The organism is Bradyrhizobium sp. WSM1417, from assembly GCF_000515415.1.
GTDB lineage: Bacteria > Pseudomonadota > Alphaproteobacteria > Rhizobiales > Xanthobacteraceae > Bradyrhizobium.
On the sequence record NZ_KI911783.1, the window covers coordinates 7,729,235 to 7,747,954 of the forward strand.

At 65.9% G+C, this 18,720-nt stretch carries 17 protein-coding genes; 8 read left to right on the forward strand and 9 right to left on the reverse strand.

Annotated elements, in window-relative coordinates; all coding sequences use genetic code 11:
* Window positions 1–180: 180 nt before the first annotated feature.
* Both BRA1417_RS0137820 and BRA1417_RS0137825 read left to right on the forward strand, forming a co-directional pair.
* Window positions 181–1,047, forward strand: a complete 867-nt coding sequence (locus BRA1417_RS0137820) for a S1C family serine protease (protein ID WP_027520244.1) — start codon at window positions 181–183, stop codon at window positions 1,045–1,047.
* A complete protein-coding gene (locus tag BRA1417_RS0137825) occupies window positions 1,044–1,415 on the forward strand; it encodes a response regulator transcription factor (protein WP_007614569.1) in 372 nt (123 codons plus the stop codon). Before BRA1417_RS0137820 ends, BRA1417_RS0137825 begins: the two co-directional genes overlap by 4 nt.
* On the opposite strand, the gene BRA1417_RS0137830 is transcribed toward BRA1417_RS0137825, so the two are convergent.
* From BRA1417_RS0137830 to BRA1417_RS0137845, 4 genes are all read right to left on the reverse strand, one after another.
* The gene (locus tag BRA1417_RS0137830) at window positions 1,412–2,485 is read right to left on the reverse strand and encodes a HAMP domain-containing sensor histidine kinase (protein WP_027520245.1); all 1,074 of its coding nucleotides are present in this window, start codon (window positions 2,483–2,485) and stop codon (window positions 1,412–1,414) included. The genes BRA1417_RS0137825 and BRA1417_RS0137830 overlap by 4 nt on opposite strands.
* Window positions 2,472–3,164, reverse strand: a complete 693-nt coding sequence (locus BRA1417_RS0137835; RefSeq protein ID WP_027520246.1) for a response regulator transcription factor — start codon at window positions 3,162–3,164, stop codon at window positions 2,472–2,474. The genes BRA1417_RS0137830 and BRA1417_RS0137835 overlap by 14 nt, the downstream gene beginning before the upstream one ends.
* A 97-nt stretch (window positions 3,165–3,261) precedes the next feature.
* The gene (locus BRA1417_RS0137840) at window positions 3,262–3,711 is read right to left on the reverse strand and encodes a hypothetical protein (RefSeq protein ID WP_027520247.1); all 450 of its coding nucleotides are present in this window, start codon (window positions 3,709–3,711) and stop codon (window positions 3,262–3,264) included.
* Between the two features lie 313 nt (window positions 3,712–4,024).
* A complete protein-coding gene (locus tag BRA1417_RS0137845) occupies window positions 4,025–6,361 on the reverse strand; it encodes a Tex family protein (RefSeq protein WP_027520248.1) in 2,337 nt (778 codons plus the stop codon).
* 397 nt (window positions 6,362–6,758) lie between these two features.
* Here BRA1417_RS0137845 and BRA1417_RS0137850 point away from each other — a divergent pair, with 397 nt between their 5' ends.
* The gene (locus BRA1417_RS0137850; RefSeq protein WP_027520249.1) at window positions 6,759–7,871 is read left to right on the forward strand and encodes a ring-opening amidohydrolase; all 1,113 of its coding nucleotides are present in this window, start codon (window positions 6,759–6,761) and stop codon (window positions 7,869–7,871) included.
* A gap of 125 nt (window positions 7,872–7,996) precedes the next feature.
* On the forward strand, window positions 7,997–9,466 hold the full coding sequence (locus tag BRA1417_RS0137855; protein ID WP_027520250.1) for an amidase: 1,470 nt from the start codon (window positions 7,997–7,999) through the stop codon (window positions 9,464–9,466).
* A gap of 38 nt (window positions 9,467–9,504) precedes the next feature.
* Here BRA1417_RS0137855 and BRA1417_RS0137860 read toward each other — a convergent pair whose 3' ends face one another.
* Window positions 9,505–9,825, reverse strand: coding sequence for a hypothetical protein (locus tag BRA1417_RS0137860; protein WP_027520251.1), 321 nt, complete (start codon window positions 9,823–9,825; stop codon window positions 9,505–9,507).
* Between the two features lie 150 nt (window positions 9,826–9,975).
* Between BRA1417_RS0137860 and BRA1417_RS0137865 the strand changes: the two genes are divergently transcribed.
* The gene (locus BRA1417_RS0137865; RefSeq protein WP_027520252.1) at window positions 9,976–10,884 is read left to right on the forward strand and encodes a PaaI family thioesterase; all 909 of its coding nucleotides are present in this window, start codon (window positions 9,976–9,978) and stop codon (window positions 10,882–10,884) included.
* A 68-nt stretch (window positions 10,885–10,952) separates the two neighbouring features.
* Window positions 10,953–11,318 (forward strand): hypothetical protein, encoded by a 366-nt coding sequence (locus tag BRA1417_RS0137870; RefSeq protein WP_027520253.1) that lies wholly within the window; start codon window positions 10,953–10,955, stop codon window positions 11,316–11,318.
* Here BRA1417_RS0137870 and poxB read toward each other — a convergent pair.
* The 3 genes from poxB to BRA1417_RS0137885 form a co-directional block, all read right to left on the reverse strand.
* Complete coding sequence (gene poxB, locus BRA1417_RS0137875; RefSeq protein ID WP_027520254.1) at window positions 11,315–13,051, reverse strand: ubiquinone-dependent pyruvate dehydrogenase; 1,737 nt, start codon at window positions 13,049–13,051, stop codon at window positions 11,315–11,317. The genes BRA1417_RS0137870 and poxB overlap by 4 nt on opposite strands.
* A gap of 80 nt (window positions 13,052–13,131) precedes the next feature.
* Window positions 13,132–13,764 (reverse strand): 2-dehydro-3-deoxy-6-phosphogalactonate aldolase, encoded by a 633-nt coding sequence (locus BRA1417_RS0137880; RefSeq protein WP_027520255.1) that lies wholly within the window; start codon window positions 13,762–13,764, stop codon window positions 13,132–13,134.
* Window positions 13,765–13,777: 13 nt separating this feature from the next.
* Complete coding sequence (locus tag BRA1417_RS0137885; RefSeq protein ID WP_027520256.1) at window positions 13,778–14,692, reverse strand: 2-dehydro-3-deoxygalactonokinase; 915 nt, start codon at window positions 14,690–14,692, stop codon at window positions 13,778–13,780.
* A 217-nt stretch (window positions 14,693–14,909) separates the two neighbouring features.
* Between BRA1417_RS0137885 and BRA1417_RS0137890 the strand changes: the two genes are divergently transcribed.
* Together BRA1417_RS0137890 and BRA1417_RS0137895 are read left to right on the forward strand one after the other, a co-directional pair.
* A complete protein-coding gene (locus tag BRA1417_RS0137890; protein WP_027520257.1) occupies window positions 14,910–16,007 on the forward strand; it encodes an LLM class flavin-dependent oxidoreductase in 1,098 nt (365 codons plus the stop codon).
* Between the two features lie 55 nt (window positions 16,008–16,062).
* Window positions 16,063–16,617, forward strand: coding sequence for a flavin reductase family protein (locus BRA1417_RS0137895; protein ID WP_027520258.1), 555 nt, complete (start codon window positions 16,063–16,065; stop codon window positions 16,615–16,617).
* A gap of 207 nt (window positions 16,618–16,824) precedes the next feature.
* Here the strand turns inward: BRA1417_RS0137895 and BRA1417_RS0137900 are convergent, their stop codons facing one another.
* On the reverse strand, window positions 16,825–18,705 hold the full coding sequence (locus tag BRA1417_RS0137900) for a sigma-54-dependent Fis family transcriptional regulator (protein WP_027520259.1): 1,881 nt from the start codon (window positions 18,703–18,705) through the stop codon (window positions 16,825–16,827).
* Window positions 18,706–18,720: the final 15 nt, after the last annotated feature.

Here is an 18,720-nt window from a genome sequence, read left to right on the forward strand (position 1 = left end):
CTTGAGGTCGTACGGCACAAGGTAGAGCCGATTGCTACACGTTCCCGTGAGCGGCTCCCAATCACATGTTCGTCGGCAGTGGTCTTATCAATCAGCTTCCCTGCTCATTTCCTGGCCATGCGGCCAGTTACGCGATCGCCCGCGACATCCCAGATTGAGGACAGCTTACAGGAGCCCGCCATGACCGACTCAACTCCCCTGACTTCGCTGTCGTCCGCGCTCGCGGACGTGGTGTCCCGCACCGCGCCGTCCGTCGTCGCCGTGCATTCGCATCGCTCCCGCGCCACCGGCTTCGTCTGGAAGCCCGGCCTGATCGTCACCGCCGACGAGGCGCTGGCCGATGAGGGGGACGTCGAGATCGGCGTCTCCGACGGCAGCACCGCAGCCGCCACGATTGCAGGCCGCGACCATACGACGGATATCGCCCTGCTGCGCGTCGATACGGCGCTGACCCCGGTCAAGCTGGCCACAATTGTCCCGCCCCTCGGCGCGTTGTCGATCGTCGTCGCCACCAACCGCGATGCCCCGAGCGCCGCGCTCGCAATGGTATCGGCCTCCGGCAAGAGCTGGCGCTCGCTGCGCGGCGGCGACATCGACGCGCGGATCGAGCTCGACGTCCGCTTGCGCTCCAGCCAGCAGGGCGGCCTCGCGCTCGATGCATCGGGCGAAGCCTTCGGCATGGCCGTACTCGGCCCGAGGCGCGTGCTGGTGATCCCGACGGCCACGATCGAGCGGGTCGCGGCACAGTTAGAGGCCCGCGGCCACATCGCACGCGGCTATCTCGGCCTCGGGCTGCAGCCGGTCCGGCTCGACGACGGTGTCGGCGCGATGGTGATGAATGTCGACAAGGCCGGCCCTTCGGCGACGGCCGGCATCCGCCAGGGTGACGTCATCGTCGCCGTCAACGACCAGAAACTGTCCGGCGTACGCGCGCTGTCGCGTACGCTGGGTCCGGCGAGTGTCGGCACCGTGGTCGATGTCGCGGCGCGCCGCGGCGGCGAGCCGGTCAGCTTCAAGGTCACGATCGGCGAGAGGCCGGCGGCGTGAGCGAGGACATCGCGCCCGAGATCGTTCTGGCTTTGGAGATCGACGATCCCGCCCTCGCCGATCGCCTGGCTGCTCTGCTCGGCAATATCGCCGGGCTTCGCCTCGCCGAACCCGGGGAAAAGGCCGCCGCGACGATTGTCACCCGCGATCCGCGCATCATGCCTGAGGACATCGCGCTGACGCAGCGCGAGCTCGATGTGCTGGCGTTGATGGCGGAAGGTGGCTCCAACAAGATGATCGCGCGTCAGCTCGGCATTTCCGTCCACACAGTGAAATTCCATGTCGGCTCGCTGCTCGATAAGCTCGATGCCACCGGCCGCACCGATGCGGTGGCACATGCGGCACGGCGCGGCGTGATCGAGCTCTAGGGCGGGTGCGGCGGGAAGCTGAGCTGGACCGTCAGGCCCGGCGCGTTGTCGTGCAGGGCAATCTCGGCGCCATGGAGGCGAGCGACCGCGGCAACCAAGCTTAAACCAAGGCCGTTACCCGGGGTATAGCGGCTCTGTTCGAGCCGGTAGAAGCGTTTGAACACCTGATCGCGCTGATCCGCCGGAATGCCCGGACCGTCGTCGACGATCGCGATCACTGCCCCCTCATTGGCACTGCGGCAGGTGACGGTCACCTGCCCGCCCTTGCAGCCGTGCTTGATCGCGTTATCGACGAGATTGGCGATGGCGTCGAACAGCAGGTCGCGATCGCCAATAATCGCCACCTCGCGGTCGCCGCCCAGGCTGAGCCGCGTCGCAACCTGTTCGGCGGCGGCATCGTAGAGCTCGACGACCTCGCCGGCAATTTCGGCGAGGTTGAGGGTGCGAAACGCGCTGCGCCGGGCGCGGGTCTCGATCTCCGAGATGCGGGTGATGGAGGCAAACATGCCGAGCACCGCGTCGAGATCGGCGATAGTGTCACCAATCAGCGCCGCGTCGGCCTCGCCGTTGCGCGAGGCGTGATAAGCTTTTTCCAGCCGACCCCGCATGCGCGTCAGCGGCGTGCGCAGATCATGGGCGACGTTGTCGCTAACCTGCTTGACCTCGCCCATCAAAGTCTCGATGCGGTCGAGCATCTGGTTGAGGTTTTCGGCGACGCGGTCCCACTCGTCGTGACTGCCGCGCAAGGGAATGCGCTGGTCGAGGCCCGACATCATGATGGCGCGGCTGGTGGCGTTGATCTCCTCGATCCGCCCGACCGTGCGGCGCGTCACCAGCACCGCGGCGAGCCCGGCGAGCACCAGCATCAGCACGGCGACAGCGGCCATTGCGAGCTCGATCATCGCGGTGAAGCCGCTGTGATCGCCGGCATCGCCGACACGGTTCTGCACATAGGCGATCGTGCCGAAATAGACATAGGCCATGATCGCCGCGACGATCAGCCCGAACGCCGCGATCGCGATCAGCGCAAGGCGGAAGGTGGAGGAGCGGAGCGTTTTAGCCAGGAGCACGGAGACAATATCCGATGCCGCGGATGGTGTGGATCAGCGGATAGGCCTGGGCGTCATCGACCTTGCGGCGGACGCGACCGACGTAGACGTCGATGATATTGGTGGAGGGATCGAAGTGCAGATCCCAGACATGCTGGAGCAGCATCGCACGCGAGACGACGCGCCCCTCGTTGCGGACGAGATATTCGAGCAGCTGGAATTCCCGCGGCAACAGCGGAATCTTCCGGCCGCGGCGGCTCGCGCTCCGCGCGATCAGGTCGATGGCGAGATCGCCGACCCGCAGGATCGTCTCCTTGGCAACGGTGTCGCTGCGCCGGCCGAGTGCCTCCAGCCGCGCCAGCAATTCGGTGAAGGAGAACGGCTTGACCAGATAATCGTCGCCGCCGGCGCGCAAGCCGCGCACGCGGTCGTCGACCTCGCCGAGCGCGGAAATGATCAGGAACGGCGCGGCGATGCCGTCGTGGCGCAACTGGCGCATCACGGTGATGCCGTCGATGTCGGGCAGCATGCGGTCGATGGTGATCACGGCATAGTCGCGCGCGGCGCCGTGGCTGAGGGCTTCGCGCCCCGTGGCGGCGAGATCGACGTCGTAGCCAGAAATCGTCAGCTCCTCGACGAGCTGGCCTGCGGTTTCCGCATCGTCCTCGACGACCAGAATGCGGCGGTGAGCTCCGGACATGACAAACTCCGCGCGACGATCGCCACCAGACTATCCCGTTCCGGGGCTGAGCGGAACCGCCCGATGACGATCGCGACAATGGTGCGGTACGGCGATGCTAGTACCAAGAGTCTCCGCACACATTGACCCATTGCCACCCGTAGGGCGTCAAGCTCCTGCGCCAGCAGCCGTCATTGTAGCCGGCATAGTAATAAGGCGCACCGAAGACGGGGAAACGACGGAAGTGAAGGTGGTGGAAGGCATGATGGCCGTGCCAGCCGGCACCCGCAAAGCGCGGTCCGATCGCGCCATGCGCAAAGCGCGGTCCACCGAAGCCTGCTCCGCCAACATGGGCAAAGCGCGCACCGCCCATGCCGCCCACATGCATGCCGCCGAAGCCACCGGCGTGCATGCCGCCGCCGAAATGCCCACCACCGCCGAAATGTCCGCCGCCACCGAAGCCACCATGTCCACCACCGCCACCACCTCTGGCAAGCACAGGCGAAGCGAGCGCCATCACCGCTGCGATCGTCACCGCGGTGAGGCCTTTGAGAATCCTGTTGTCCATCGAAGCGTCCTCCGTGCTGCACGGCGATACCTGCCGCGCGAGGAGGCTCAGATGAGAGGAAGGGACTGGCAGCTTCAACTTACAAACGCGCCAGATTCTGACGCGGGAGTTAGGGAGACGGACCCGCGCTCTCGCCCCGTCATTGCGAGGAGCCCTTGCGACGAAGCAATCCAGAGTGTTGCCTTGGAGGCAGTCTGGATTGCTTCGCTTCGCTCGCAATGACGACATGGATAGAACTCTCCAATTGTGGAGCAGCTCAACCGTAGGGGCGATCCGACCTCTCCCCGCAGAAGAGCGGAGAGAGGGTTAGAAGCTACGCCCGCTTGCCGCCGTTCTTCTCGGCCGCGCGGCGCAGCGCTTCGGCGAGGGCGCCGCCGCCGGAAGACTCCTGCTGGCGCGGGGCCGACGACGTCATGCGGGAGGGGTTGCGTGAGCTGTTGTCCCGCTGCATGCCGGGCGCGTCCTTCTTGGCGCCGACCTCGTCGTCGAGCCGCAGCGTCAGCGAGATCCGCTTGCGCGCGACCTCGAAGTCCAGCACCTTCACCTTGACGATGTCGCCAGGCTTCACCACCTCGCGCGGATCCTTGATATAGGTCCTGGACATCGCCGAAATGTGCACCAGGCCGTCCTGGTGCACGCCGATATCGACGAAGGCGCCGAACGCGGCGACGTTGGTTACGGTGCCCTCGAGGATCATGCCCTTCTTGAGGTGCTTGATCTCCTCGACGCCGTCCATGAACACCGCGGCCTTGAACGCCGGACGCGGGTCGCGGCCGGGCTTCTCGAGCTCGCGCAGGATGTCGGTGACGGTCGGCAGACCAAACGTCTCGTCCACGAAATCTTTCGGCTTCAGCGTGCGAACGATGTCGCTGCTGCCGATCAGCGCCTTGATGTCGCTCTTGGTGGCGCTGAGAATTCGGCGCACCACCGGATAGGCTTCCGGATGCACGCCGGAGGCGTCGAGCGGGTCCTCGCCGCCGAGGATGCGCAGGAAGCCCGCGCACTGCTCGAACGCCTTGGGGCCGAGCCGCGGCACGTCCTTCAGCGCCTTGCGTGACTTGAATGGACCGTTGGCATCGCGGTGTGCCACGATGCTTGAGGCAAGGCCGGAACCGACGCCCGACACGCGCGCGAGCAGTGGTGCCGAGGCGGTGTTGACGTCGACGCCGACCGCGTTCACGCAGTCTTCGACCACGGCGTCGAGCGATTTGGCGAGCTTGGCCTGGCCGAGGTCGTGCTGGTACTGGCCGACGCCGATCGCCTTGGGTTCGATCTTGACGAGCTCGGCGAGCGGATCCTGGAGCCGCCGCGCGATCGACACCGCACCGCGCAGGGTGACGTCGAGATCAGGCAGTTCCTCCGAGGCAAAAGCCGACGCCGAATAAACCGACGCGCCGGCTTCCGACACCACGATCTTGGTCATCTTCAAGTCGGGCAGGCCCTTGACGAGGTCGGCCGCGAGCTTGTCGGTCTCGCGCGAGGCGGTGCCGTTGCCGATCGCGATCAGCTCGACGCGATGTTTCAGCGCGAGCTTGCCGAGGATCGCAAGCGCCTCGTTCCACTGCCGCTGGGGCTCGTGCGGATAGATCACGGCGGTATCCACCACCTTGCCGGTCGCATCCGTGACGGCAACCTTGACGCCGGTTCGGAAGCCGGGATCCAGCCCCATGGTGACGCGGGTGCCGGCCGGCGCGGCGAGCAGCAGGTCGCGCAGGTTCGAGGCGAACACGCGCACGGCCTCGGTCTCGGCGGCATTCCACAGCCGCATGCGCAGGTCGATGTTGAGATGCACCTGGATCTTGGTGCGCCAGGCCCAGCGCACGGTGTCGATCATCCAGCGGTCGCCGGCGCGCTTGAGGTCAGCGATGCCGAACCGCTTCATGATCTTCAGCTCATAGACGCTCGGCACGCCCGGTGGCGATGGTTCGGTCTCGGCCTGGATCTGGAGATCGAGGATCTCTTCCTTCTCGCCGCGGAACATCGCGAGGATGCGGTGGGAGGGCAGCTTCGTCAGCGGCTCGGAGAACTCGAAATAGTCGGCAAACTTTTCGCCCTCGGTCTTCTTGCCGTCGCGCACCTTGGAGGTCATGCGTGCGTTGGTCCACACCTCCTCGCGAAGCGCGCCGATCAGGTCGGCGTCTTCGTCGAAACGCTCGACCAGGATGGCGCGGGCGCCGTCGAGTGCCGCAGCTGCATCCGCAACGCCCTTCTCGGCATTGACGAAGGCTTCGGCGACGAGCTTCGGATCGTTGGTGGGCTCGGCCATGAGCTGATTGGCGAGCGGCTCGAGGCCGGCTTCCTTGGCAATCTCGGCCTTGGTGCGGCGCTTCGGCTTGAACGGCAGATAGATGTCTTCGAGGCGCGCCTTGCTGTCGGCGGCGAGAATGGAGGCTTCCAGCGCGGCATCGAGCTTGCCCTGCTCGCGGACCGATTCGAGGATGGCCTTGCGGCGGTCCTCGAGCTCGCGCAGGTAGCCCAGGCGCTCCTCCAGCGTGCGCAATTGCGCGTCGTCGAGCGCACCGGTCGCTTCCTTGCGGTAGCGGGCGATGAAGGGAACCGTGGCGCCGCCGTCGAGCAGCGCCACTGTCGCCTCGACCTGCTCCGCCCGAACCGCAAGCTCCTGCGCAATTTTCTGGTTGATATTTGCCACGCGAGAACCCCTCTATCCAAGCACGCATCGCGGAGGCGAACCACCGGCTGCGGGACGCCGCTTATGGACCAATCGGGGTTGATTCATCAAGGTGCGGCGGACGACCGTCGACAAGGGATTTTTTGTTGAGCCGATGCGATCTCGCCACAATCATGGGAGCGACGTAGACGGCGCACATATCCCCGTCGTCCTGGCGAAAGCCAGGACCCATACCGCGTGATTCATCGATTATGGGCGGCAGGCGTACCGAACGACGAGTCTTCGCCAAACTCACCCCTGGGGTAATGGGTCCTGGCTTTCGCCAGGACGACGAGGAGGATGCCTCGACACCTTGACAGACACCCTCGTTCAACGGCTGTTTTGTCCGCCGGGCTCCTGAACCCATGTGAGGACTATCATGCGGACGACATCGGTCGGCGTCTTCAAGGTCGCGACCAAAGGCCCGGGCGACGTCTCGGGATTGATGAGCATGATCGGCTCCGGCGCGATCGATCCGGCATCGATCCTGGCGATCCTCGGCAAGACCGAAGGCAATGGCGGCGTCAACGACTTTACCCGGGAATATGCCGTTGCCGCGCTGTGCACGGCGCTGGCGCCGCAACTCGGCCTGTCGGCGCAGGAGGTCGAGCAACGCATCGCTTTCGTGATGTCCGGTGGCACCGAGGGTGTGCTGAGCCCGCATATCACCGTGTTCACGCGCCGGGACGTCCAGCAGCGCCCGGCAGGCATCTCCGGCAAGCGCCTGAGCATCGGCATGGCGCACACGCGGGATTTTCTCCCTGAAGAGCTCGGCCGCTCCGCTCAGATCACGGCGACAGCCGACGCCGTGCAGGCCGCGATGGCGGATGCCGGCATCGCCGATCCCACCGACGTCCACTTCGTGCAGATCAAGTGCCCGCTGCTCACCAGCGATCGCGTCGAGGCGGCGAATGCGCGCGGCCACAAGACGGTGACGACCAGCGCCTACAGCTCGATGGCCTATTCGCGCGGCGCTTCCGCGCTCGGGGTCGCGGTCGCCCTCGGGGAGATCGCAACCGACATTCGCGACGACGACGTGCTGCGACGCTACGATCTGTTCTCGAACGTCGCCTCGACCTCGTCCGGAATCGAGCTGATGCACAACGTGGTCATCGTGCTCGGCAACGCGATGTCCTCGACGAGCGAATTCGAGATCGGGCATGCCGTGATGGGCGATGCGATCGACGCTGCCGCGGTGCTTGCGGCGCTGGAGAGCGTCGGGCTCGGTGCCGCGCCGCAGACGACGACCGGCCGCGAGCTCGTCAACATCTTCGCCAAGGCCGAGGCCTCGCCTGATGGCAGCGTGCGCGGCTTCCGCCACACCATGCTGGAAGATACCGATATCAGCTCGACACGCCACGCCCGGGCTGCCGTCGGCGGCCTGATTGCCGGCCTCGCCGGCACCGCTGCGGTCTATGTCTCCGGCGGCGCCGAGCACCAGGGCCCCGCGGGCGGCGGGCCGGTCGCGGTGATCGCAAAGCTCTCGAATTGATGCGTCCGCATGCAATGCGGGATTACCTCTCCATCCGGCGCAACCCTGCCCTTCGCGCCGCCTCGGTTGATTAAAGTGTTCCTGTGCGAAACTAAGGTGGCGCCGCACGAAGAGGTTTGGATCGCATGACTTTTCCGATGAGCTGGAACGAATGGGCGCAGCACGATGGCGTGGGGCTGGCCGCGCGCGTCCGCAAGGGCGAGCTCACGGCAAAGGAGTTGGCGCGGCAGGCTGCCGCGGGCGTCGCCAAGGTCAACCCGGCACTGTCGGGCGTGGTCGAGTTGTTCGATGACGTGATCGCCGATCCGGCCAAGGACGGCGCCAATCTCGCCGGCCCGTTCGCCGGCCTGCCCTTCCTGATGAAGGACCTCGGCCCGACCATGAAGGGCCGGCTCCAGGAGATGGGCTCGCTGTTGATGCGCGGCAATCGCGCCGGCGCCGATACGTTCCTGACCGGCAAATTCCGCCAGGCCGGACTGAACCTGATCGGACGCACCACGACGCCGGAATTCGGCGTCTGCAGTTCGGCCGACAATCCGGCCGTCTATGTCACGCGCAATCCCTGGGACACCGACTACACCACCTGCGGCTCGTCGGCGGGAAGCGCCGCGATCGTGGCCGCCGGCGTGGTGCCGATCGCACACGCGACTGACGGCGGCGGCTCGATCCGCATTCCCGCCGGCGTCAACGGCAATATCGGGCTGAAAGTCTCGCGCGGCGTGTTCTCGCTCGCACCGCACATGTCCGATCTCACCGGCCTTGTCTCGATCCAGGGCTGCCAGTCGCGCTCGGTGCGCGACACCGCCGCCTTCGTCGATCACGCAAGGGGAGCGGCGCCCGGCGAGTTCATGCCGTTCTGGACCACGGCGCAGCCATATTCCGAGATGATCAAGCGCGATCCGTCAAAACTTCGCATCGCGCTGTCGCACAGCTGGGGCGACTACACCGCGACGCCCGAGATCGCCGCCGAGCTGGCGAAGGCCGGCCGCTTCCTCGAAGGCCTCGGCCATCACGTCGACTACGCATTGCCCGAGCTCGACTTCCGCGCCGCGTTCCAGGCGCAGACCACCTGCTACATCTCGAATTTTGCCGTGGTGATCTCCAACATGCTCGCCGCGCGCGGGCTGGAAAAGCCGCCGGAAGATCTGATCGAGCCGATGAATATCCGGATCTGGGAAGCCGGCCGGCATACGAGCTTCGCCGAGCGGGCGAAGATGCAAGGCGTGTTCAACACGACCTCGCGCGCATTCGGCGCCTTCTTCGAGCAGTGGGACGTGATCCTGACGCCGATCACGGCGCTGCCGACGCCGAAGGTCGGCACGAGGGAATATCTCACCACCTCCGACAATCCTGACGTGCTCGACTGGTTCGGCAATCTCTGGCGCTTCTTCGCCTTCACGCCGCTCGCCAATCTCTGCGGCATGCCGGCGATCTCGATGCCGATGGCCACGCAGGATCACGGCCTGCCGCTCGGCATCCAGGCGATTGCGAAACAGGCCAATGACGGCCTCCTGCTGCAACTCGCCGCCCAGATCGAGCGCGCGCTCGACGGCAAGTGGAACGACGGCAGGAAGCCGAAGGTGCATGTGAGCTGAGCGAGTTGATCGCATTAACTTGCGATCCGCTAACTGCCTCAGTTCTTCACCGTCGGGATCTCCTCCGGCCGGGGCTGCTGCTGGCCCTGCTGGTACATTGCCAGTGCCTTGTCGAGCGCTTCGCGCAGCGCCAGCGCGGCGGCCACGCTGCAGCGCAGATGCGCGGTCTGGACCACGTCGACCCTGACGGCGGCGCCGACCGGCATCAACAGGTTTGCGGCAAGTTCGATCTGAATCGCGCCGTTGTGGTGGCCGAAGCAGGATGCACCGTCGAAATAGATGATCGGCGCCCGCTCCGAGCTCGAGGTCGAAATGATGACAGGCCCCTGGCTGGTGGCGGGCGTTTCGGGATCGGCCATGGGCACTCCTTGCGGCTAGTCGAACGAACGGGGCGCCCACCATCGTTGCTTCGGCCCGCCCTGTCGAGGCCAAACCGCCGCCGGCACGCCTGCCGTGGGACGCGCATCCGGGGTTTTGCGCCGCGCCCGCCACTGGTCTAGAACGTCGTCATGTCCAGCTCACCGACCACACTTTCGTTCGAGGACCTCGCCGAGGCGATCAAGGGCCGCCGCTCCGATTACGGCCATATCAGCGGGCTCCAGCTCGACCGGTTCGCGCCTCGCGAGGCCTGGTCCAGCCTGCCCTACCGTCCGGTCTTCGTCGGCGACACCGAGACCGGCGTCCTGCATGGCGGGGTCGTCACCGCGATGCTCGACGAGAGCTGCGGCATGGCGGTGCAGCTCGCGCTTGACGGCACGAGCGCCATCGCGACGCTCGATCTGCGCATCGACTATCAGAAGCCGGCGACGCCCGGCCTCGCCATCAAGGCGCATTCGGTCTGCTACCGCACCACACGTTCGATCGCCTTCGTGCGCTCCACCGCCTATCAGGAGTCCGAGGACGATCCTGTCGCAACCGCGACAGCATGCTTCATGATCGGCGCCAACCGAACCAACATGCTCGCGGATCGCAGGATGGATTCGCCCGGCATCCCGTCGCTGGAGGCGCCGGACGATCCGGAAGGCCCGTTCGCCAACAGCCCGTTCGCGCGCTGCCTCGGCATTCGCGTCAACGATGACGACACACTGACGATGCCGTTCTCGCCAAAAATCATCGGCAATCCGATCCTGCCTGCGATCCATGGCGGCATGACCGGCGCCTTCCTTGAGACCACCGCGATCTTCGGAGTGGCGCGCGAGCTCGGCGCCGCCGCACTGCCCAAGCCGATCGGACTGACCGTCAACTATCTGCGCTCCGGCCGCGCGCTCGACACGTTCGCCAACGTCTCGATCGTCAAGCAGGGCCGGCGCATCGTCGCCTTCGAGGCGCGGGCCTGGCAGGACGACGCGAACAAGCCGATCGCCACCGCCTTCGGCCATTTCATGCTGCGGCCGACGCCCGGAAACGACGAGGAATAGGCGCATTTTCCCTTGACGGCCAAGGTCTGCGCCCCAACGATAGCGCGTTTTCTGCGAGAGGTATTGGGTTGCGGCATCCGCTCGACATCATCGCCATGTTCGCCGCGCTCTGGCTGCTGGCAGCGATGGTGCTCGACGCGCTGACGCCGAAGGAGCTGACGACGGTGATGATCGGCATCGCCATCGGACCTGCCGTCGTCATCACCGCCGTGTTCTATTATCTGCGCTGCCCGCGCACCGATTTCGCGGTGATGTTCGCAGCCCTCTGGCTGATCTCCGACATCGGCATCGCGTTCATCTCGCCGGCGCAGCTGCCGCATTTCCTGATCGCGCTCGGCTTCTTGCCGGCGCTGCTGATCGGCATCGTCCTGCACTGGCAGCGCTTCCAGCGCCGCCATGAGCGGCTGCCGGTGCCATCGGTCAAGCGCGGTTAGCGCGGCAGCAAATTGGTCTTGGCGAGATCGACGACCTCGTCGCCGCGGCCGTTCATCACGGCGCGCAAGACCCACAGGCTGAATCCCTTGATCTGTTCGGGCGTGATGGTCGGCGGCATCGACAGCTCCTGCTTCGCCGTGACCACGTCGAGCAGCGCCGGTCCGTTGTGAGCCAGCATCTCCTTCACCGCGCCCGGGAGCTCGCCGGGATCCTCGACGCGCCGCGCAAAGATGCCCATCGCGCGCGCCATCGCAGCGAAGTCCGGATTCTCCAGATCGACATTGGTGTCGACGAATCCGGCGGCCTTCATCTCCAGTGCGACGAAGCCGAGCACGCCGTTGTTGAAGATGACCACCTTCACCGGCAGCTTCATCTGCGTCAGCGTGATCAGATCGCCCATCAGCATGGTGAAGCCGCCATCGCCGGAGAGCGAGATCACCTGGCGGCCGGACTGCGCGGCCTGCGCGCCGATCGCCTGCGGCATGGCATTGGCCATCGAGCCGTGCACGAACGAGCCGATCAGCCGGCGGCGGCCGTTCATCTCGAGATAGCGCGCGGCCCACACCGTCGGCGTGCCGACATCGGCGGTGAACACCGCATCATCGCTCGCGTGGTCGCTGATGATCTTCGCGAGATATTGCGGATGGATCGGTTTACTGCCCGGCGTGCCCTTGGCGAGCGAGTCCAGGCCCTCGCGCGCCTTCTTGTAATGCGCGACGGCGTCGTCGAGATGCTTGCGCTGCGTCTTGGATTTCAGAAGCGGCAGCAGCGCCTCGATGGTGAGCTTGACGTCGCCGACGAGGCCGAGGTCGATCTTGCAGCGACGACCGAGATTCTCCGGGCGAATGTCGATCTGGGCGACCTTCGCTTCGGTCGGGAAGAACTGCTTGTAGGGAAAATCAGTGCCGAGCATCACCAGCGCGTCGCAGGCGTGCATGGCGGCATAGCCGGAGGAGAAGCCGATGAAGCCGGTCATGCCTACGTCGTAGGGATTGTCGTATTCGACGTGCTCCTTGCCGCCGAGCGCATGCACGATCGGGCTCTTCAAGGCTTCCGCGAGCTGCATCAACGGGGCATGCGCGCCGGCGCAGCCGCGACCGCAGAACAGGGTGATGCGTTCGGCGCCGTTCAGCAGGTCCGCAAGCGCCTTCAGCTCATCGCCCTGCGGCATCACCTTCGGCGCCGACAGCGCAAGACCACGCGCCGTCGACAGCGCGCGCTTCGGTGGGCTGCGGAAGGCGACGTCGCCCGGCATGGCGACGACGGCGACGCCGCGCATACCCACCGCCGCGCGGATGGCGTTTTCCAGCACGTAAGGCAGCTGACTCGGATCGGAGACCAGCTCACAATAATGGCTGCACTCGCGGAACAGGTTTTGCGGATGCGTCTCCTGGAAATAGCCGCTGCCGATCTCGGCAGTCGGAATTTGCGCAGCGATCGCCAGCACGGGAACGCGGCTGCGATGGGCGTCGAACAGGCCGTTGATCAGGTGCAGATTGCCGGGACCACACGAGCCCGCGCATACCGCAAGGCTGCCCGTCATCTCCGCTTCGCCGGCGGCGGCGAAGGCCGCAACCTCCTCATGCCGGACATGGATCCACTCGATCGTGCCGCGCCGCCGCAGCGCTTCAGTCAGCGCATTCAGGCTGTCGCCGACGATGCCGTAGATACGCTTAACGCCGGCCTGTTCGAGCGTTGCCACGAACAGATCGGCCACGTTGTTGATCGCCATGTCGGTCTCCTGATCTCGCTGGTCCAGCAAGATAGGATAACGTGCGACCGTGACGGGATCACGGCTTGTTTATTGCCGCTTCAGTCTTTCGCAATCGCCCGATCGTAGGCCGCGATCGTCAATTTTGCGCGAGCGGCAACGTCCGCTGCCGTCATGCCGGGCTTGTAGAGGCTGGAGCCGAGCCCGAACGCAGTGACGCCGCCCTTGATGTACTCCGCGAAATTCTGATCGGAAACGCCGCCGACGGCGGCGATCATGGCGCCGGCCGGCAGCACGGCGCGGATCGCGGCGATGCCGGACGCGCCGAGCACGCTCGCCGGAAAGAATTTCAGGCCCGAGGCGCCGGAGCGCGCCGCAAGCAGCGCCTCGGTCGGCGAAAACACGCCGGGCAACGTCACCATGGCGTATTGATGGGCACGCGTGAGCACCTGCGTATCGACATTCGGCGATACCATCAGCTTGCCGCCGACATCGTTGAGCCGATCGACATCCGAAGTGGTCAGCACCGTGCCGGCGCCGATGAGCACGCCCGCCGGTGCCTGTTTCACCGCGGTTGCGATGGAGCGGAACGGGTCAGGCGAGTTCAGCGGAATCTCGATTGCAGTCATGCCGGCTTCGATCAGCACGCCGACGATGGCCTGCGTCTCCTCGGGCTTCACGCCGCGCAGGATCGCGACCAGTGGCCGTTTCATCGCCGGAAAGGGAACGCTCATCACAACAGTCCTCTCATTTCGTCCAGATCGCGGCAGACGCCATCGACAGACCGCGGCGGACGGCTTCATCGGCATCGACCGGGTTCACGGTGACGGACAGCGCGTCGAAAGCCAGCCTGTACAGCATTGCGAGCCGCCCCGAGGCAATCAGCGTGATCCCAGCTTTCGGTATCGCGCCGGAAAGCCCTGCCGCCAGCTCGACGCCAATCAACGTGCCCGACAGCGTTTCGCGCGCCGCGGCCGGTGTGCCTCCGAACAGGAGCTGACGCGACCGCGCGCCGAACAGGAAATTGGCGGCGAAGGCCGGTGCTTCGTACGCTGCCTTCACCGCAGCCTGGAAGCTCGTGACATCCTCGGCGTCTTCGGCGCCCGCGACCGCAAGCGACAAAATCGTCTCGCGCGACACCACGCTGAAGAGCTCGCCGGTCATGAAGGTAGAGAAATGCGCGACCGTACCGTCCTTGAGGCGCACCCATTTCGAATGCGTACCGGGCATACAGACCAGAGCTTCACCTGCAGCATCGAGGCCGAGCGCGCCGAGCAGCTGCGTCTCCTCGCCGCGCATCACGTCCGGCGCTTTTGCATCGCGCTGCGCGATACCCGGCAGGATGCGGATGTCGCGCGTTTCGCCGGACACGCGCGCGGCCTGCTTCAGAACAGCGGAGAGTGGCGCGGGCGTATCGACATAGCCGGCCTCGACCCAGCCGGTACGCGCGCCGGCCATGCCGCAGACGAGGACAGGCAGATGATCGGGCGCCTCGACTGCCGCGAGATGCGATTGCAGCACGGCGGCAAAGCCGGCCTTCGCGGCCACCAGCATGCCCTCATCGCTGCGGCGCTCGGCCAGCACCTCACCGGCGCGGTCGATCAGCCAGAGCCGGAAGCTGCTGGTGCCCCAGTCCACCGCGACGTAGGCGGGTTCGGTCATCTCGATTCTCGTCCTCGTCTCACCGGCAAGACGCCGTCTCGCGACAATGAGACGACATCAGGCAATTTCGCCCCGGAGATATCGGCTATTGCGGCCGCAAACCAGCGTTTTTTCGCAGGTTTGAGACGCTGTAGCGATGGCACACCGCTTGCTCAAGCAACCCTGCTCACATCCGTGAACCGCGCAACAAGACGCGTCAATTGTGGAGAGGAAACCCATGGAGATCGGTTATTTCACGATGCCTTCGCACCCGCCGGAGTGCGGCCTGAAGGAAGGGAACGACTGGGACCTGCAGGTCATGCGCTGGCTCGACGAGCTCGGCTATCAGGAGGCCTGGGTCGGCGAGCACCACACCGCGCCTTGGGAACCCAATCCCACGCCGGATCTGCTGATCGCACAGGCCCTGATGCAGACCAAGAATATCCGCATCGGACCGGGCGGCTTCCTGCTGCCCTATCACCATCCGGCCGAACTCGCCAACCGCGTCGCCATGCTCGATCATCTCTCCGGGGGCCGGCTCAATTTCGGCGTCGCGGCTAGCGGCCTGCCGAGTGATTGGGCCATGTTCAACGTCGACGGCATGAGCGGACAGAACCGCGACATGACGCGCGAGGCGCTGGAGATCATTCTGAAGATGTGGAGCGATCCCGCGCCCTGGACCTACAAGGGCAAATTCTGGACGGTGACCAAGCCGGACACGATGTTCGACTTCCTCAAGCCGCACATCAAGCCGTTGCAGACGCCGCATCCGCCGATCGGCGTCGCCGGTCTCTCGAAGAACTCGGACACGCTGAAGCTCGCCGGCGAGCGCGGCTTCATCCCGATGAGCCTCAACCTGAACCCGGCCTATGTCGGCAGCCATTGGGATTCGGTCGTAGCAGGTGCCGCCAAGACCGGGCGCAAGCCGGACCGCGCGGATTGGCGGCTGGTGCGCGAGGTGTTCGTCGCCGATACCGACGAGGAAGCGTGGAGGCTCTCGACCGGCGACATGATGGGCCGGATGATGGGCGAGTACTTCCTGCCGCTGCTCGGCCATTTCGGCTTCAAGGACTATTTGAAGCACGCGCCGGACGTGCCCGATAGCGACGTCACCGTCGAATATTGCGCCAAGCGGAACTGGATCGTGGGCTCGCCCGCGACCGTCGCCGATAAGATCGAGAAGATCTACGAGGAGGTCGGCGGCTTCGGCGTGCTGCTGGTGTTCGGCTTCGACTATAAGCACAAGGCTGAAGCCTGGCATCACTCGCTGTCGCTGCTGAGGAACGAGGTGATGCCGCGCCTGAAGCATCTCGGCTCCGCGCAGAAGGCAGCTTGACCCGACCCGGGTGCGGCGCGATCGTGCCGCACCCGTTCTTTCTGGAGACCATCGCGTGAGCGTGGACGCAAAGGATTTCAAGCAGGCGATGCGCCAGTGCGCCGGCGCCGTCGCGCTGGTGACGGTGGGGGCCGAGCACGGCAAGCGGACGGGGCTGACGGTCACCTCGGCCTGCTCACTGTCGGACTCACCGCCATCCCTGATCGTCTGCGTCAACCGCAATGCCAGCGCGCACGCGCGTATCCGCGAAGAAGGCGCGTTCGCGATCAATTTCCTGCACGAGGACCACGCTCTCCTGGCGCTCACCTTCAGCGGCCAGAAGGGCGTCAATGGCGACGACCGTTTTGCGTTCGGGGAGTGGACACGCGGGGTGACCGGCGCGCCGGTGCTGAGCGACGCGGTCGCCGCGTTCGACTGCGTGCTGGCGCAGGAATTCGAGACGACGACGCATTCGATCTTCGTCGGCGAGGTACGCGGCGCATCGCATTCCGACGGCGCGGCGCCGCTGGTGTATCTGCGCAGCAGCTTCCACGCCCCGCGCGAAATCCGCGGCACCGTCACAGTCGGCGACCTCGACTCGCGGCATCTGAGCTGGAGCGATTTTTCGTAAGGCAGCGGCGACGTTGAAGGTGCGCTCTTCCTTCTCCCCTTGCGGGAGAAGGTGGCGCGAAGCGCCGGATGAGGGGTATCTCTCCGCGTACACAAATGGCTGAGGTGAATGCGGAGAGATACCCCTCACCCGTCTCGCCGCTACGCGGCGAGTCACCCTCTCCCACAAGGGGAGAGGGCAAGAACGCTCGCCGCACACAGCTGAGGACTACTGCGTCGTCTCGATCTTCAACTGCTTGATCTTGCGATACAGCGTTGCGCGGCTCAGCTTCAGCGCGCGCGCTGTTTCCGTCACGCGGCCGCCGTGCTTGCGCAAGGCTTCGACGATCGCCGCGCGCTCCGCCGCCGTGAGGTCCGCCTCCACCGCCCTTCCACCAAACGGGGGCAGATCGAGGTCGGCATCGGTGATGACGCCGTCCTCCGCCGTGCAGCCGGCGAGCCGCAGCACATGCCGGAGCTGGCGCATGTTGCCGGGATAGGGATAGGCCGCCAGTTGCGCCCAGGCCTCGTCAGAGAGGGAGCAGTTCGGCGCTTCCTCGCGCGCGATCTGGCGGATGACGTCGTCGCGGTCGGCGCGATCGCGCAAGGCCGGCAGCCGCACCTCCATGCCGCGCAGACGGAAATAGAGGTCGGTGCGGAAGGCGCCCTCCTCGGCCATGCGGCCGAGATCGCGATGGGTGGCGCTGATCAGGCGAATGTCGATCGGCACGGGCTTCAGCGCGCCGAGCGGCCAGACTTCGCGGTTCTCCAGCACCCGTAGCAGCCGCGTCTGCAGGGCGATCGGCATGTCGCCGATCTCGTCGAGGAACAGCGTGCCACCGTCGGCCTGCACGATCAGGCCCTTCGAGCCGTCGCGGCGTGCGCCGGTGAAGGCACCGGCCTCGTAACCGAACAGCTCGGCATCGATCAGGCTTTCCGGCATCGCCGCGCAGTTCAGCGCGACATAGTTGTGGCGCGCGCGATTGCCGGCTGCGTGAATGGCACGGGCGAACACATCCTTGCCGACGCCGGTCTCGCCATGCAGCAGCACCGGCAGATTGCGATCGCCGATGCTTCTCAGTCGCTTCACGCTCCTGATCAGGCCGGGATCGCGGCCGGCGAGCCGCTGCAGAGCATCGAATCGATCGACCTGTGCATCGCGGCGCGGCGCGAGCGGACGGCTCGAGACCCTCGCCCGCAGCGGGGGCGCGACATGGCCATGCCCCAACGGAGTGCCATCGGCCCGGCGCAGCTCGACGAGATCGTCTGCGTCGCGCGCAGCGGGATGGTCGAACTTGACGTAGCGCGACAGATCGATGCCGGATGCGATCAAGCCGTCGGTGAGACCCAGCAGCGCGCGCGCCGAACGGCAGGCGCCGACGATGCGGCGATCGTCGTCATAGGCGAGCAGGCCGCTGCCGCCATCGCCCGGAACGGTTGCGATCCATGCGTGGCGGAAATGACCGCGGAAGATCGCACCCTCCATGCGCCGCGTTGCCTCCATCGTCACCGCGAGCGCAAGCTGATGCGCGGTGCGTTCGAGGTCTTCGCGGCAGGAAGTGATGTTCACGGCGCCTGCGAGCCGTCCGGCCTGGTCGAACAGCGGCGTCACGGCGCAGGAGAACATGTGCCACTGCGCGCGAAAATGCTCGTCGCGATGCACCAGGATCGGCTTCTGCTCGGCGAGCGCGGTGCCGAGCCCATTGGTGCCTTCGAAGGCCTCGGAAAAATTCGAGCCGGTGTAGATCTTCCAATCCATGAACAGTCTTGCGTCGGCCTCGCCGGGCAGGCGGCTGAACAGCATGGTTGCGTTCACGTCTGCCAGATTGACGCAATAGCCGGCATCGCGCAGCACGCGGGCGAGATCGTCGAGCTCCGGTGTTACGAGCCGGATCGTCTCTTCCATCGGTTCGGCGACGTGACGGATCTCGGCTTCGGTGAGCGTCTGCGGCGGCCCCTGACGGGCGGGATCGAGCTTGTGGCTGACCAGGCAGCGCCGCCAGGAATTGGCAATGCGCGAAGAGGCATCGACGTCGGCCAAGCGGTCTGCAACCTGATTGGCGACGGACAAGACACGGGCGACATGGTTCGAGGCCGAAAGGCTGGCCATCGCGGACGTCTCCAC

Coding starts and splice junctions, on each gene's coding strand:
- BRA1417_RS0137890 (WP_027520257.1), top strand. CDS start 14,910: ATGGAGATCGGTTATTTCACGATGCCTTCGCACCCGCCGGAGTGCGGC.
- BRA1417_RS0137880 (WP_027520255.1), bottom strand. CDS start 13,764: ATGAGCGTTCCCTTTCCGGCGATGAAACGGCCACTGGTCGCGATCCTG.
- BRA1417_RS0137885 (WP_027520256.1), bottom strand. CDS start 14,692: ATGACCGAACCCGCCTACGTCGCGGTGGACTGGGGCACCAGCAGCTTC.
- BRA1417_RS0137860 (WP_027520251.1), bottom strand. CDS start 9,825: ATGGCCGATCCCGAAACGCCCGCCACCAGCCAGGGGCCTGTCATCATT.
- BRA1417_RS0137820 (WP_027520244.1), top strand. CDS start 181: ATGACCGACTCAACTCCCCTGACTTCGCTGTCGTCCGCGCTCGCGGAC.
- BRA1417_RS0137850 (WP_027520249.1), top strand. CDS start 6,759: ATGCGGACGACATCGGTCGGCGTCTTCAAGGTCGCGACCAAAGGCCCG.
- poxB (WP_027520254.1), bottom strand. CDS start 13,051: ATGGCGATCAACAACGTGGCCGATCTGTTCGTGGCAACGCTCGAACAG.
- BRA1417_RS0137840 (WP_027520247.1), bottom strand. CDS start 3,711: ATGGACAACAGGATTCTCAAAGGCCTCACCGCGGTGACGATCGCAGCG.
- BRA1417_RS0137855 (WP_027520250.1), top strand. CDS start 7,997: ATGACTTTTCCGATGAGCTGGAACGAATGGGCGCAGCACGATGGCGTG.
- BRA1417_RS0137865 (WP_027520252.1), top strand. CDS start 9,976: ATGTCCAGCTCACCGACCACACTTTCGTTCGAGGACCTCGCCGAGGCG.
- BRA1417_RS0137835 (WP_027520246.1), bottom strand. CDS start 3,164: ATGTCCGGAGCTCACCGCCGCATTCTGGTCGTCGAGGACGATGCGGAA.
- BRA1417_RS0137900 (WP_027520259.1), bottom strand. CDS start 18,705: ATGGCCAGCCTTTCGGCCTCGAACCATGTCGCCCGTGTCTTGTCCGTC.